17 protein-coding genes and 1 riboswitch are annotated in these 13,931 nt (G+C 50.4%); of the genes, 3 read left to right on the top strand and 14 right to left on the bottom strand.

Annotated features, from left to right (window positions below):
- The 3 genes from F4Y39_15735 to F4Y39_15725 form a co-directional block, all read right to left on the bottom strand.
- Positions 1-261 (bottom strand): transcriptional repressor (locus F4Y39_15735; protein ID MYC15173.1); only part of this gene is annotated, 261 nt, incomplete at its 3' end.
- Positions 262-528: 267 nt separating this feature from the next.
- Positions 529-915, bottom strand: a complete 387-nt coding sequence (locus F4Y39_15730; protein ID MYC15172.1) for a type II toxin-antitoxin system VapC family toxin — start codon at positions 913-915, stop codon at positions 529-531.
- Positions 912-1,154: an AbrB/MazE/SpoVT family DNA-binding domain-containing protein gene (locus tag F4Y39_15725; GenBank protein MYC15171.1), complete on the bottom strand. Its 243-nt coding sequence runs from the start codon at positions 1,152-1,154 to the stop codon at positions 912-914. The genes F4Y39_15730 and F4Y39_15725 overlap by 4 nt, the downstream gene beginning before the upstream one ends.
- A gap of 200 nt (positions 1,155-1,354) precedes the next feature.
- Between F4Y39_15725 and F4Y39_15720 the strand changes: the two genes are divergently transcribed.
- A complete protein-coding gene (locus F4Y39_15720) occupies positions 1,355-2,134 on the top strand; it encodes a DUF4377 domain-containing protein (GenBank protein ID MYC15170.1) in 780 nt (259 codons plus the stop codon).
- Positions 2,135-2,139: 5 nt separating this feature from the next.
- On the opposite strand, the gene F4Y39_15715 is transcribed toward F4Y39_15720, so the two are convergent.
- The 10 genes from F4Y39_15715 to rpmG form a co-directional block, all read right to left on the bottom strand.
- Positions 2,140-3,219: an iron ABC transporter permease gene (locus F4Y39_15715; GenBank protein MYC15169.1), complete on the bottom strand. Its 1,080-nt coding sequence runs from the start codon at positions 3,217-3,219 to the stop codon at positions 2,140-2,142.
- A 4-nt stretch (positions 3,220-3,223) separates the two neighbouring features.
- The gene (locus F4Y39_15710; protein ID MYC15168.1) at positions 3,224-4,210 is read right to left on the bottom strand and encodes an ABC transporter ATP-binding protein; all 987 of its coding nucleotides are present in this window, start codon (positions 4,208-4,210) and stop codon (positions 3,224-3,226) included.
- Between the two features lie 4 nt (positions 4,211-4,214).
- The gene (gene cobD / locus F4Y39_15705) at positions 4,215-5,204 is read right to left on the bottom strand and encodes a cobalamin biosynthesis protein CobD (GenBank protein MYC15167.1); all 990 of its coding nucleotides are present in this window, start codon (positions 5,202-5,204) and stop codon (positions 4,215-4,217) included.
- Positions 5,183-6,301, bottom strand: coding sequence for an adenosylcobinamide amidohydrolase (locus F4Y39_15700; GenBank protein MYC15166.1), 1,119 nt, complete (start codon positions 6,299-6,301; stop codon positions 5,183-5,185). Before F4Y39_15700 ends, cobD begins: the two co-directional genes overlap by 22 nt.
- 1 nt (position 6,302) lies before the next feature.
- Positions 6,303-6,854, bottom strand: a complete 552-nt coding sequence (cobO, locus tag F4Y39_15695; protein MYC15165.1) for a cob(I)yrinic acid a,c-diamide adenosyltransferase — start codon at positions 6,852-6,854, stop codon at positions 6,303-6,305.
- A gap of 34 nt (positions 6,855-6,888) precedes the next feature.
- On the bottom strand, positions 6,889-8,121 hold the full coding sequence (locus F4Y39_15690; GenBank protein ID MYC15164.1) for a hypothetical protein: 1,233 nt from the start codon (positions 8,119-8,121) through the stop codon (positions 6,889-6,891).
- Between the two features lie 26 nt (positions 8,122-8,147).
- Positions 8,148-10,343 carry a TonB-dependent receptor gene (locus F4Y39_15685; GenBank protein ID MYC15163.1) on the bottom strand — a complete coding sequence of 732 codons (2,196 nt, stop codon included), beginning with the start codon at positions 10,341-10,343 and terminating at the stop codon, positions 8,148-8,150.
- Positions 10,344-10,346: 3 nt separating this feature from the next.
- A complete protein-coding gene (locus F4Y39_15680) occupies positions 10,347-11,444 on the bottom strand; it encodes an ABC transporter substrate-binding protein (protein ID MYC15162.1) in 1,098 nt (365 codons plus the stop codon).
- A gap of 137 nt (positions 11,445-11,581) precedes the next feature.
- A riboswitch (cobalamin riboswitch) is annotated at positions 11,582-11,755 on the bottom strand.
- A gap of 9 nt (positions 11,756-11,764) precedes the next feature.
- The gene (gene rpmB / locus F4Y39_15675; protein ID MYC15161.1) at positions 11,765-12,007 is read right to left on the bottom strand and encodes a 50S ribosomal protein L28; all 243 of its coding nucleotides are present in this window, start codon (positions 12,005-12,007) and stop codon (positions 11,765-11,767) included.
- Positions 12,008-12,029: 22 nt separating this feature from the next.
- Positions 12,030-12,194, bottom strand: a complete 165-nt coding sequence (rpmG, locus tag F4Y39_15670) for a 50S ribosomal protein L33 (protein ID MYC15160.1) — start codon at positions 12,192-12,194, stop codon at positions 12,030-12,032.
- A 187-nt stretch (positions 12,195-12,381) separates the two neighbouring features.
- On the opposite strand from rpmG, the gene hinT reads away from it, so the two are divergent.
- On the top strand, positions 12,382-12,732 hold the full coding sequence (gene hinT, locus F4Y39_15665) for a purine nucleoside phosphoramidase (GenBank protein MYC15159.1): 351 nt from the start codon (positions 12,382-12,384) through the stop codon (positions 12,730-12,732).
- 4 nt (positions 12,733-12,736) lie between these two features.
- Here the strand turns inward: hinT and yidD are convergent, their stop codons facing one another.
- Positions 12,737-12,982, bottom strand: coding sequence for a membrane protein insertion efficiency factor YidD (gene yidD / locus F4Y39_15660; GenBank protein ID MYC15158.1), 246 nt, complete (start codon positions 12,980-12,982; stop codon positions 12,737-12,739).
- Between the two features lie 82 nt (positions 12,983-13,064).
- Between yidD and F4Y39_15655 the strand changes: the two genes are divergently transcribed.
- Positions 13,065-13,910: a GTP cyclohydrolase I FolE2 gene (locus F4Y39_15655; protein MYC15157.1), complete on the top strand. Its 846-nt coding sequence runs from the start codon at positions 13,065-13,067 to the stop codon at positions 13,908-13,910.
- The last annotated feature ends 21 nt before the right edge of the window (positions 13,911-13,931 follow it).

The following is a 13,931-nucleotide window of genomic DNA, read 5'->3' as shown; positions in this document are numbered from 1 at the left end:
CGAGCAAAGAAAGTGATGGTGATGCTCGCGGTCCTTGGGCTCGTACCGAACGCCGCGGCCCAACCCCTCAACCGACTCCAGCGTGCCTTCCTCAACACCCCGTTGGAGCGCGCGATATACCGTGGCGAGACCGACACTCTCTCCGCTTCCGCTCAGGCGGCTCCACAGTTCCCTGGCGGATAGGGGGCCATCCGCTTCGCTAAGGGCTCGCAAGACGGTCAGCTGCTGTTTCGCTCTCTGCTGTTGATTCGCTCTTTGCATGAAGAAATGATAATCAATTCTCACATTACTGTCAAGGCTTAATGGGTGACTACTCCCAACGCTAAAGCTGTTGGGTTTTACGGGCTTTTCGGATAAAACCGTACACAACGGGTGCATCAACGGACGGCAGATGGTTGAGAAAATAGATCAAACGCAGAAAGGACGATCAAAAAATCGGCGGGGAACTGCCTTGAGGTGAGAGGAAAAACTGGTGGAAAAATCGGTATCAAGGGTTACAGTGACGAGTGACACAACAAACTTCCGATTTCAAAGAATTTGAAATAGCGCATGATTTTTGAGAGCACGATCAAATGTGAGTGTTTTATTACATCCAGCTTGTTTGCTTTTATGACCAAGTAGATAATCCGAAAAATCTCCTTTATTTTTTTTATAATCGGCCAGTGCTTTCTCCATCAGTGCTTTATTGTCAAAAGCGAATTGACGTGTTTGAAGTATTTTTCTAAGTGTGTCTGAAATCGTTGACCTGTCATAATTATATGCCGTTTCCAGAACCCAAACCAGTTCGCACATGCCCATGGATGTGATGAAAAAGGAGACGTTATCTGTCTCAATTTCGCGTGCTGCGATTCTCGATTGTTCAGGATCATCTTGCGTAAGATAACGAACGAGTACATTGGTATCCAAGCCCATCATTGATTTTTACTACCTCGCAAACGAATAGCCCGTTTCATATCCTCAATAGAGACCGGCTTAGAGGGGGGGGGCAAAATACCTTTCAAATCTCGGACATCTCGCAGATTCGATTTTATAACCACATCTCCATTGTTTTGAATAACAATATTCAATCGGTCTCCTGGATGGAGGTGTAGATACTCCAGTACTTCTTTGGGCAAAAGCAGGTGACCATCTTCTTTGAGCATTGTTTCAGCCATAGTGAACCTCCTTCGTTTCTGCTGCAAAACTTGCTTTTCTTTTATCATTTCAGCAAGCGTGAGACTATATTTCTTCTGAGAAGAAAATTTAAGGGACTGACCTTAGAAAGTCAATCAATGTTCATATCAGGGAACCCATTTGCCCTTCACGATGTTTAATACCTAAACCATTACCTCGCCGTACAAAAAGGAGTAACCTAATGCACACCAGATGGTTTTTCCTCTTCGCACTGTTCCTTACTGCCTGCATAGGTCCGTTAGACCCGAACAATTCCGAATACATTGAAATACAAGAAGTAACCGTCGGTCCTGCTCTGGCCAGATGCTACGGCGTCGGCGAACAGACCTGCATGGTTGTTGACGGCTCATTGTTCTACGACAGCATAGAAGGCTTCAGCTTTGAAGCGGGCTACAACTATCGTCTGCGGATCGGCAAATACGATCCCTATAATGGAGAAGAACCCCCGCAGGATGCTGGCCAATACAGTTATCGCCTGCTGGAACAAATAGAAAAAACCCCTGCGCCATCCACTCCTACAACCTTAACTGTGGGACCAACGCGGGTAAAATGCGCGCAAATTGACGACTTTTGCCTGCTAATTAACAATGTAACATACGACGATATCATCACCAACTTTGATTACGAAGCCGGTTATCACTATACCCTCAATGCAAACCAGTACAGCGACGGGCGATACGTATTGACTGAAATAGTCTCAAAAACCGAAGTGACGGGCACAGAAGAAGAAATAACCGTAGGACCCCACAGAACCCCATGCGGCGCCGTGTACTGCAACGTCGTCAATGGCGAAGCATTCCGCAGTGAAATCGTGAACTTCCAGCCCTGGCACAACTACAGCTACCGTCTGCGAGTCGAACGATTCGACATGTTTACCAATAACACAACCCCGCCGTCATCCAACATCCCGACCTACGGCTATCGCTGGCTGGAAACCCTCGAGCAGAGTACCAATAATTGAAGCCCCTACGAAAACGCCTGACTCAAATTTTTCCGATGTAAAATAAACCAGATCACAATCGGTGCGCCAATCAGGGACGTCACCGCATTCAGCGGCAAAACAAATTGGCTACCCGGCAAATGGGCGATCAGATCGGATAGCAGTGCCAGCGTCGCCCCTAGGCAAGTGACCGCAGGCATAAGCACGCGGTGATCCGACGTATGCAACAGACTGCGGCAAAGATGCGGCACAGCCAGCCCCAAAAACGCAATCGGACCGCAAAAAGCAGTCGTTGCGCCCGCCAGAATCGACGCGCTGATCAAAATCCACAAGCGAATGCGCTTGACATTCAAACCCATACTGCGCGCATAATTTTCCCCCAGCAACAGTGCATTGAGCGGTTTAATACACAAAAACGCCAGCAAAAGACCTACAAAAATAGCAGAAATGAGCACGGGCATCTGTCGCCAGGTCACACTGCCAAAACTGCCAAAAGTCCACAAAATGTACGACTGAATTTGTTCGGGAACGCTAAAATAAATCAGAATACTGACAAAAGCCCCCGTCGCATATCCAAACATCAGCCCCAAAATCAGCAACGTCATCACACTCTGCACACTGCGAGAAACCAGCAACACGCATCCCAGCACAGCGGCTGCACCCATAATAGCCGCAACCGCCAAACCCAAATCGCCCAGGAACCCCAACCCCGCGATAAGCGCACTGCCGACCGTCCCCACCGTCAGCACCACAATCGCGACGCCGAGACTCGCCCCGGCACTGATACCCAGCACAAAAGGGTCTGCCAGCGGATTGCGAAAAAGCGTTTGCATCTGCAACCCACTCACAGAAAGCGCAGCACCTGCCAGCACAGCGGTAATCGCCTTGGGCAATCGAATCGTATGAACAATAATTGCCCACGCCGCAGAAGACACCTCTCCACCCGTAAGAATGCCGAACAAGGCCACCAATGGAATATGAACCGACCCCAGCGACAAACTCAAACCGAACGCGATCAGAAGCAACAAAAATAACCCCAGCATAATAACCGCGTGCCGCGATCCCCTCTGCGCATCATCCTTATATTGAACTTCCATCCCGATCATTCTCTCATCCCCTTAGTCCCGCAATCAAATCGGCAATCGAATCGTATTCCCTAACCACGCCACCGCGCTCAACACACCAGGCATCCCCTTCCCGAATATCGACACGCCACTCAGCCCCCGCATCTCCCACTTGAAACCCGGCTCTCTCCAGCGCGCGTATTGTCCAATACTCGCGCCGTCCTTCCCCAGACACTGCAACTGGGGCGTGACCGCGTTGTGCATTGAGCTTAAACGCACCCGTATCCGCGTCAAAATGCACGCCATCACTCTGAAACACATCTTCAAAAGCGCCATTGAGAATTAAATCCTCAGGCGCACCGGTCTGCAACGCACCCTCAAAAGGCAAAAGATAAATACGGTCTGCACAGCGCAGTGCCAAATCCAAATCGTGCGTTGAAAGCAAAATCGCCTTACCCGTAGAATGTGCCAGATCCTGCAACAAAGCCATAATCTCAGCGCGGCGGGGCAGATCGAGAAAAGCCGTAGGTTCATCCAGAATCATAAGATCGGGCTGCTGCGCCAGCGCGCGTGCAATCATAACCTTTTGACGCTCGCCATCGCTGAGTTCAGCCACATTGCGATATGTCAGATCCTCAGCGCGGGCTGCCCGAATAGCCCAGGAAACAACCCATTCATCTTCCTCTGTAAAGCGCCCGATCCAATCCGTATGGGGATATCGCCCCAGACCGACCAGATCGCGCACAGCCATAATACCAACACCAATGCGATCCGTCAGCACCACGCTGATCACCTGGGCAACCTCAGTAGCAGACATATCCGCAATATCCCGCCCCATAAGATAAACATGTCCATCGAGCGGCGGCTGCATTCCCACAAGCGTGCGGATAAGCGTGGATTTCCCCGCACCATTGGGACCGAGCAAACACACAAACTCACCGCGATGGAGCGACACATCTATATCGCGTGCCACAACGCGAGGCGGACGACGGCCGTATTTGTAACCCACAGCGAGATTTTGTGTTTTGAGAATTGCCTCAGCCACCGCGCACCTCTGGAATTAGGAACACACATAAAACCACCAGCCCTGTCGCGAGCAAACAGGTAACAATAACAAAAGCACACATACGGCGCATATCCCCGGATTGACCGCCCTCTGGATCATCCACATCGCCCAACCACACATCTGTAACCAGCGTCCCTCCCTGCCAAACAGGACCGACCAATCGCCTCTGCAAAGCGCCTGCAGCCGCAGCTTCGCTCCACCCGGAATTTGGACCCGGAACAAGCGCGTGTTGCCGCCACCCGATAAGCAATGCCTTGCGGGCAGAACATCCGGGCATAAAAAACGCCACCAGCACCATCCCCAAATACGTCAAACGCGCCGGAATAAAATTGAGCACATCGTCCAGCCGCGCCCCACACCAGCCAAAATAGCGATATTGCGGCGTCTTAAACCCCACCATAGAATCCATCGTACTGACCACCTTAAAAAGCACAACACCCGGCAACCCCAGTATAGCGTACCAAAAAACGGGCGACACAAAACCATCCACAGCATTCTCGCTCAAACTCTCCATACCCGCACGCCGGCAAGCCGCAAAATCCATCACATCGGTATCGCGTCCCACAAGCATAGACGCCGCCTCTCTCGCACGCTCCAGATCAGTAGCGCGATCAATCGCCAACCCGTGCTTGCACAAATCTTTGAGCGCAATCATAGAGTACAAAACAAAAACCTGAAAAATCCAACCCACCCCAGATTGGACATCATGCAACACACAAGCCAATACACAGACAACCCCCACCCAAAACGCAGCCAGCAACAAAAACAGCAAACACCCACCTGCATAACCATCCAAACGCAGACCGCGAAGCACCCGCTCAAAAAAAGACAGCGTCGCACCCATCAAACGAATGGGATGCAACGCATAAACAGGATCGCCAAAAAGACCATCTAAAACGACCGCGCAAAGAAGCAAAATCGGATCCGGTTCGAGAATTGTCACGTCCATTTCAAACGCCATCCAAGCGCGAATGCATCGTAAACAACCTCCAAAAATGCGTTTTCATCCACGCGCAACTGCTCGTAACACGACAACCAGACATCTGGTCTCGCCGCCAACGAAGTCGCCAATATCGCTGCCTGCTGACGCAACACTGGATCTGCCAGAGCATGTGAAAGCGTCCCATACCGCACCCGGTCCCAAACCGCTGCAAACCCATAAGCCGCCGCCGAAACGCGCGGTTCGTAAACAACGGACTTGAGATTCTTCTTCAACAACGCAAAATCACCCGCTTTTAGCCGTCTCTCCATCGCCGACAAAAAACGGTCCTCTCTAAATCCAAACCGCTTCAACGCGTGAAAAACACTACGCGTATAAGACCCTTCCAAACCGTTTTGCCACCGCAGTGCCTCCAGCGTGGCCCTGCGCACAGACTTGCCGATCAACTCGCCCAATTTTGCGTGATGCCCCGCATTGGTCTTGGGCACCCGTGTCTTGTCCAAAGGCGCGGCAATACAGTACTGGTCTGTACCAGTACCCGTTGCGAGATCCTGAGAATAGCGACTCGAAACAGCGAGATCTCGAAGCGCGGCAGACTTTCCCTCGGTCATCGTCACCACCGCCCGCGCCATCGCCCCTGGCGTAAGCGGCCAATTGATAAACACCATCGCATTGATCGTACCTTCATGAAGATGGCGCCACCCGGCATCCTCTTCGTGCCAACTCGCCCCATCGCCCGCACACCCCGCATTGCCCTCAACACCTGCGGTAACAACTGCACACACGCGCAACTCGGCATGCGTATCCACAACGCGAGCCGCATAATGCATATTCGCAGCCGTACTCATCAGCGCAACCGCATCCGGCGGCAAACCGCGTTCTGAACAGACATGGCGATGATAGCCCACCTCACCCAGTTGCTTAATCAACGCAAACCGCGCATCGTGTCCATTGCCCTCACAACTCTGGTGATTCACCAGATATCGGATACCCTCGCACAAACCACCGCGATATGCCGACGTACTCAGCACCTGATGCGGCACCAGCAATTCCGCGATCAAAAAACGCCCATCGCGCTTCAAATCGTAATATTCATGCCGATCGATAAACTCATCCATCTCAAAAATCAATCCCGGGTTGCGCAACAATACCCTGATCGCTAAACGGATGCTTAACCTCGCGCATCTCTGTCACCATATCGGCGAAATCAACCAACGCATCGGGCGCATCCCGCCCCGTAATAATCACATGCAACATCTCGGGCTTATGCTCCCGCAGCCAATCCACCACCTCTGTTGCATCCAACCAGCCAAAAGCCATCAAATACGTAAACTCATCCAGAATAAACAGATCGTAATCGCCACTCGCAATCCGCTCCTGCGCCACTTCCCAACCGCGCAATGCCCGAGCCTGTGACTCATCGATATCCTTGCTCGTCCACGTCCACCCATCGCCCGTACCAATCCAATCGATCTCCATGCGCCTGGCCGCGCGAATCTCGCCAAAATTGGCATTCTCGTGCTTCAAAAACTGAATCACACCCACACGCATCTTACGCCCCCAGGCGCGGGTCATCACTCCCAGCGCCGCTGTGGTCTTGCCCTTGCCATCTCCGGTATTGACCATCACCAGACCCTTTTTCACATGCCGTTTTCGTTGTCTGGTACTCATACAAACCTCTCTTTTGAACGCGGATACAGGCTTTTTATTCCCCTTCAAATTCCGAAACAAAAACCAGAAAATCGGGAAAATCGACCGAACCATTGCCATCCAAATCGAACATAGCATCACTCGCTGCTTTCCCAAACGCGGAAGCAAAAGCCAAAAAATCGCTAAAATCAACCACACAATCGCCATTAAAATCAGCCACACTGCCCACAAATGCAATACCCGAAGGCGGTAGTCCCGTATTGATCGGACCAGCCACAAGCGCATCCGTCTTCACATCATAAACCCGCACCCCCGCAGATGTCGGATCCACAAAACTCCCTCGATCCAAAACGTACAACCGTCCTCCAAATACTCCCAGACTCGGCACAAATCCGCCTGAAAGACCACTCAAACCCGACGATACAGACTGCATCGCCAAATCAAATCGTTTGACAATATTGGCAAAATTTACATCTAAAACAACGACATACCCCTCGTCATCGGAAACCATCGCCAGAGAACTCAGATTGCCGCCCAAAGCCATCTCACCAAGAACAACGCCATCGCTCCTCAAATTTGCCAGATCAATCACCTCAATCCCACCATCCGTCAAATCATCGAACGTATTGACCGCGCTCAAAAACCACTTATTTCCTCTCTGCACAGCGCCCGCGGGATTCTTACCCACCATCACAATCCCCTGCACACCCGCTGTATTTGCATCCACATCCACCACCTGATCCGTCATCACATCAACAACCGCAATCACCGAAACATCCGTCGGCACCCACCCATTATCTCGATCCAGCCGCTGACACGCGGCAAACAAATGATTGCCGTACAACGCGAGCTGAGATACTTCGGGCAAACCATCCGCATCCGCAAAACCCGATAAATCCACCGCACCCAATGAATCCCCCGTAACGGGATTTACAATCAGCAATTGCGTGCGCTCATACCGCGAAATATACGCTTTCTCCTCGCTGACAAAAACCATATCGTGCGGATTTGAACCATTGCCCGTCGAATACTGTGTCAAAGGCATCTTCAGATCACTGCGATTCAAAACAATCACATTATCCTGTCCCAGACGATTGATAATATACACCTTATCCCGATACGTCCGCACCGCTGCATCCGAATGAATAGTCAGATGATCCTGCGTTGCCGTATTTGTATTGAGATCCAGACTCGAAAAACTACCACTGCTATAATCCGTCGTCGTAATAACCGCTTGATTTGCCAGTACATCTGTTGCAAAAAACAGAACGACTAAAAACCACCTCATTACATCCTCCTGTGTTAAAAATTTATTTAATCCGCATTCACACGCACAAAAACCGCGCGCCCTGGTAGCGGATAACCCCAGGTATCGGCGATTTGTGCTCCGGTTAAATTTTTTACCTCCAATCCAATGTGAAACCGCAGCCCCGTATCCACCTTCACACCCGCATTGTGAACATGCCGCGATAATAACGGGCGTCGATTCGCCTGATCCAGAAAATTGCCATCTTCAAATGCATAATCGTAAAACGCAGTACAGCGTCCCAGACGCATTGTCGCGCGAACAAACAGCGCGTGTGGCGGGCGATTGGGCAAAATATTGCCAGTCAAATGGGGAATATTGGACTTATCGGTGGCCTTTTGATACGTGTAATTACCCGACAGATCGGCCCGAGAACCAAAGCGTCTCTGCGCGGTCATCTCAAACCCATACACACGCGCTTTGCCAATATTAACCGGACGCGACGTAGCCTGTGACGTGTGAACAAACTGGATCAAATCCTCATAGCGATGGTCAAAAAACGCACCTTCCAAAGTGGTCGTACCATCTGCATAACGCAGACCCGCATCCCATGTAAGACCATACTCCGGCCTGAGATTGACATTGCCGACCACACCGCCGCGATCGCCAAAAAGCTCGTAAAAAGAAGGCACGCGAAATACGCGCCCCGCATTGGCCTTAAACATCAGATGAGAGGCCAGATCAAAACGCACACCCGAACGCAGACTGGTGAGACTGCGCGCATTGGCCGAATCGGGTGCGAGCGGCGAAAAATTAAAAGGATTCGCACCGGTAAACGAACTGTATATCCGCCGTTGCTCCACGCCAAAAGACCAGATACCCATCTCACCCGGCAGTGAAATATCGAGACCCGTGCGCGCGACAAAAACCCACCGCTGACTATCGAACAAATTGGAGAGAGACCGAAGATGCGCCGTCGGCAAATAAGTCTCCCTGTGCAACCCAATCACAGCCGCGATATCACAGCGCGAAAACAAAATCGTTTGCAAACGGCTCAGCCACCCATAAGTACGCGTGAGATAATCATTATCCTGGCGACCAATCCCGATTTCACCATCCAGATCGCGGAACCGCTCTTTGACATGCGTGACATAAAGCGATTGCCGCGTATTTATACCCCGCAAAAAAACGCGATCTTCATAAGCGACTTCCGTCATCATTTGGAAAACATCCAAATGTGCATTCTGCGACTGATTATTGCTAATACCGGGCATACCCTGATATTTCCAGTACGCGGACTCGTGAACAGACAAAATTCTGTCCTCTCCAAAAGCGCGACGCCATTTGCCCAACAGATTAAAAGATCGATGATCGTTATTCTGACGCCTGCTCCAAACATCGTCACTGTCATTGTATTCAGTCCCATTGTCATCGAGAAATCCGAAATCGTTATCGCTATGTGCATAATCAGCCACAACGAGAAACTCCGACTGACCAAACCCACCCGCGAACACACCACTCAGCAACCGCGTATCAAAAGCTCCCCACGACCCTCGAATCCCATGAAACCATCGTCCCTGCGTCTGTCGCGTGCGCACATGCACTGTGCCCCCCAGACCATTGCCCCCGGCACCTGCACCGCGATACACCTCAATCTGCCCGACGTGAGCCAGTGGCAAATTGCTGAGATCTACCCCCCCACCAAAAGCGGTATTGAGCAAAATGCCATCGAGATAGACCTCAACCTGATCGGCTGATGAACCGCGCAGCGAAAGCGTGCTAAAAGTGCCCAACCCACCGAGACGCTTGACGTGTACCCCCGTGGCCTCAGCCAATACATCTGGCAACGTTGTCTCTCTACCCTCAAAACTTTCGCGCGTAATAACAGTCGCATACGCTGGATTCCTGTGAATATCACTGGCACCTATCGGATCGGCAATCACCGAAAACTCATCAAGGGGAAGGGTCCTGAGAGACAGCGCAATAAAAACCTCAGCCGTCTCGGCCACCTGAACCGTACGCCGCACCTCATCGTAAGCCACATGAGTCATGACAAGCGTATAAGCACCCGGCATCAAATCAAAAAAAACAAAACGCCCATCGCCATCCGTCTGCGTCACAAAATCCGTATTGAGAATGCGAACACGCGCATTAGCGATGGGAATCTCGCTCTCCGCATCAATAACGCGACCAACAATCTGCGCTCCCCAAAGCGGCGTATTCGTACAGAAAATCAAAAAAATTAAAAAACGCATCATTTTCATAAGCTATGGATCGAGCTTTCGATAGTAATTGAGTTGATGATTCGGCAACAAATCGGAATACAAAATTTTAATAATATCAGCCAACACAACATCTGGCTCAATAAGCCCCGTCTCCCAATAATCATTACCCCCCTGCGCATTCAGACGCGCATTCGCATTGAAAACATTGCCCGTCTCAAACGCCGTGAATTTTCTGTAACGCGCATCCTCGGCAACAACATCGCCTCGAGAAAACCACTCATTTCTCATCGTAATCCAACAATCCGCATCGTGTGCCTTTTCGTAAACCGTTTCAAAATCAAGCGCCAAACTCTGCCGTGAATCATCATCTCCCCACAGATAATTCGCCCCCGCATCCCTGAGCAACTGCGCGGGATAGGTATTGCCCCCCGACATAAACCAGGTCCCGCGCCAGAGAGACCCAACAAAAACAGTGGGACGCTTATCTGCTGGCAAATTCTGGACCAACGCTCTACGCGCTTCATACCTCACAACAATGCTATCAAATTGGGCAGATGCCAGCCCTTCTTTCTGAAAAAAAGCACCCACAAATTTGATCCACTCGACGCGCCCCAGCAACGAAGGTTCCGCATATGCAGCATTAATAACAACAGGCACACCCGCTTCTTGAAGTGCGAGCAGCGCATTATCCTGTGATTGCGCATCTGTCATAACGAGATCGGGTTGAAGCACCAGAACTCTTTCCAAATCAATAGCCCTATCTCGCCCAACTTCGACCAACTCACCCGCCGCAAAGCGCTGTTTGACAGCCTCTGAATTGACAAATTTGATATTATCAATCCCAATCAGGCTATGAACCTCACCGAGCTTTTCGACATGTGGCAAATGCGTCGTAGATGTCGTAATCAAAGTCCGCACGGGAACTTCTATTCTCGGCACACCTTCATAGCCATCGGGCGACTCGTGCCCGCGCTGCACCAGGACATACTGAACCTTTTCCCGCTCTCCACTCCCGGGCGCAAGCACTGTTACAACCCTGTAATCATCGAAATAATCAACGCGAAAACCCTGTGCATATTGCAAAGACAACTGTGCCTGAACAGACATGGTCCAAACCGAGATACAACATATCATCTGCATCCATATTCTTAGATTCAACACACACCTCGCACAAAAAAATCCCTGACTTCCTTGTAGAAATCAGGGACATAGCTAAACGCGACAAAACCACATAGCGCACGCATTATCTCACCTTTTTCCCAATCCACGAGGAAATCAATAAGGCCTGAGATTCGGGCAGGTCTTCTGGCTTCTGGGTCTCGTGCGCCTCGCGCCTTCCCGGTTTTTCACCAGTGGCATATAGTGCGAGAAACATCCCCAGTTACAGCGGCGGGACCGCAACGGATTCTCACCGTTTTCCCTATACTGCAACCCGAATCCATCGTTTTATGACATTTTATTTAAAGCGCAACTTCCTCCACTGAAAGACCGCGATCTTTGAGATACGGCAAAAGACCTTTTTTATTCACCGTTCGCAGTGCGCGGGCTGAGAGTTTGATACGCACAAAGCGCCCCAGTTCTGGAACGTAAATGCGCTTGCTCTTCAAATTGGGTTTCTGCACCCGCTTGACTCTTCGTTTGGAGTGGGACACATGATGACCGCTCAGCGGTCCTATCCCCGTAATACTACAACGTCTGGCCATGGAAAAATCCCCTTGTCAATATCTATCGCTCTTCCCGATAGAGCACGCGCTTCCGCAATATGGGATCGAACTTTTTTAATTCGAGACGATCGGGATGATTCTGTCGATTTTTTTCCGTATGATAATAGTGCGAACTCTCTGTACTTTTCATTCTAATGAGCATGCGGCTACCCTGTCGCTTAGCCATAGCGTACCCCCAGTATCTTTTGTTATCAGACCGCCAACACGCGGCGGGCAAGAAGTTGAAATATACAGTGTTACCTCTATAACATCAAGAATTTTGTATTACACAGTCAAAATCCAGTTGGCAAAAACAAATCCCATTCCCTATCATACAGTTTTGCGTTCACCAACACCGATCAAAGGAGAGAACAATGGCCGAAGAAACGATCTTTAGCAAAATTATTCGACGCGAAATCAATGCAGACATCGTTTATCAAGACGACCTGGTAACCGCTTTTCGGGACATCAATCCCCAGGCACCCACCCACGTATTGATCGTACCGAATAAATTGATCCCCACAATCAACGACGTTACAAAAGAAGACGAACCCGCACTCGGGCGCATGATAACTGTCGCGGCAAAAATCGCCGCAGACGAGGGCATTTCAGAAAACGGGTATCGCCTCATCATCAATTGCAATCGCGACGGAGGCCAGGAAGTATATCACATCCACATGCATTTGGTCGGAGGACGACCTCTGGGCAGGATGTTGGCGAGATAGAAGGTCATTGATCAGAAGGCGGAGGAACCGGATCGTACCCACCTCTGGCAAACGGACGACAGCGCAAAATACGTCGTATCGCAAGAGAAAGAGCATACGGGAAGGAATGCTGGCGAAAAGCTTCAAGCGCGTAGTGCGAACATGTGGGATGATAGCGGCATGGACTGGGCGCAATGGCAAAAAAGCGCATCAGGGGCGACAGCACATATTGATAGCCTTTAATGAACACACACGCGGTGGTGGAAAACATTCTATCGACAATTTTTATAGGATTGACCATTTTGCATTTTGAGGTATATTAAGCCGAACTTTTTCAAACTACGGAGAACAGAATGGAACTACCCGACATACAAAACTCACACGACAAACGCGGCATTGAAATCGACCAGGTCGGTGTATCCAATGTGCGCTATCCCTTGACCTTGCCGCTACGCGATAACGGCGAATTTCACACAGTGGCCAATCTATCCATGACCGTGAGCTTGCCCCACCATCAAAAGGGAACCCACATGTCGCGGTTTATGATTGCGCTGAATGAGCAACACAAACACTTTACGCCTGATAGCGTACACATCGTACTCGAAGAAATACTCGAATTATTGGAAGCCGAAGAAGCATTTCTCAGCATGGCATTTCCCATCTTTTTAACGCGCAAAGCACCTATCACGGGCATTGAAGGCATGCTGGACTACAACTGTGAATTCAGAGCAATGTTGACAAATGAAGGCATGCAAGACAAACTGATCGGCGTGCGTGCCAACGTGGCAAGCCTCTGCCCGTGTAGCAAAGAAATCAGCGACTACGGCGCGCACAATCAACGTTCCGAAATCACAATGGATGTGCGGCCTTATGAGGATGAATTTATCTGGTTTGAAGATTTGATCGACATTGGCGAATACCATGCGTCGTGTCAACTCTATCCCATTTTGAAACGAACAGATGAAAAATACGTAACCGAGCGCGCATATAACAACCCCAAATTTGTCGAAGACATCGTGCGCGATGTGGCGACAGACCTGCTGGCAATGATGGACGAAGAGCGCATCGCGTGGTTTTACGTATCGAGCAACAACTACGAAAGCATCCACAACCACGATGCTTATGCCAAAATTGAGCGCGGCGTGCGCGGTCCGCTATTGACACACCGCAAAGAAGCGGAAAACGCGTTGATGGTCTAACAACATATAAATTATGCGCTT

It is taken from the genome of Gemmatimonadota bacterium (genome assembly GCA_009838845.1).
GTDB lineage: Bacteria > Latescibacterota > UBA2968 > UBA2968 > UBA2968 > VXRD01.
This window is presented reverse-complemented; position numbering and strand designations above follow the sequence as displayed.

What these genes read in the sequence shown, in the direction of transcription:
- cobD (MYC15167.1), bottom strand. Translation starts at nt 5,204, where the DNA reads ATGGCGTTTGAAATGGACGTGACAATTCTCGAACCGGATCCGATTTTG.
- F4Y39_15655 (MYC15157.1), top strand. Translation starts at nt 13,065, where the DNA reads ATGGAACTACCCGACATACAAAACTCACACGACAAACGCGGCATTGAA.
- rpmB (MYC15161.1), bottom strand. Translation starts at nt 12,007, where the DNA reads ATGGCCAGACGTTGTAGTATTACGGGGATAGGACCGCTGAGCGGTCAT.
- F4Y39_15725 (MYC15171.1), bottom strand. Translation starts at nt 1,154, where the DNA reads ATGGCTGAAACAATGCTCAAAGAAGATGGTCACCTGCTTTTGCCCAAA.
- cobO (MYC15165.1), bottom strand. Translation starts at nt 6,854, where the DNA reads ATGAGTACCAGACAACGAAAACGGCATGTGAAAAAGGGTCTGGTGATG.
- rpmG (MYC15160.1), bottom strand. Translation starts at nt 12,194, where the DNA reads ATGGCTAAGCGACAGGGTAGCCGCATGCTCATTAGAATGAAAAGTACA.
- F4Y39_15730 (MYC15172.1), bottom strand. Translation starts at nt 915, where the DNA reads ATGATGGGCTTGGATACCAATGTACTCGTTCGTTATCTTACGCAAGAT.
- F4Y39_15685 (MYC15163.1), bottom strand. Translation starts at nt 10,343, where the DNA reads ATGAAAATGATGCGTTTTTTAATTTTTTTGATTTTCTGTACGAATACG.
- yidD (MYC15158.1), bottom strand. Translation starts at nt 12,982, where the DNA reads ATGTTTTCCACCACCGCGTGTGTGTTCATTAAAGGCTATCAATATGTG.
- F4Y39_15715 (MYC15169.1), bottom strand. Translation starts at nt 3,219, where the DNA reads ATGATCGGGATGGAAGTTCAATATAAGGATGATGCGCAGAGGGGATCG.
- hinT (MYC15159.1), top strand. Translation starts at nt 12,382, where the DNA reads ATGGCCGAAGAAACGATCTTTAGCAAAATTATTCGACGCGAAATCAAT.
- F4Y39_15720 (MYC15170.1), top strand. Translation starts at nt 1,355, where the DNA reads ATGCACACCAGATGGTTTTTCCTCTTCGCACTGTTCCTTACTGCCTGC.
- F4Y39_15690 (MYC15164.1), bottom strand. Translation starts at nt 8,121, where the DNA reads ATGAGGTGGTTTTTAGTCGTTCTGTTTTTTGCAACAGATGTACTGGCA.
- F4Y39_15680 (MYC15162.1), bottom strand. Translation starts at nt 11,444, where the DNA reads ATGCAGATGATATGTTGTATCTCGGTTTGGACCATGTCTGTTCAGGCA.
- F4Y39_15700 (MYC15166.1), bottom strand. Translation starts at nt 6,301, where the DNA reads ATGGATGAGTTTATCGATCGGCATGAATATTACGATTTGAAGCGCGAT.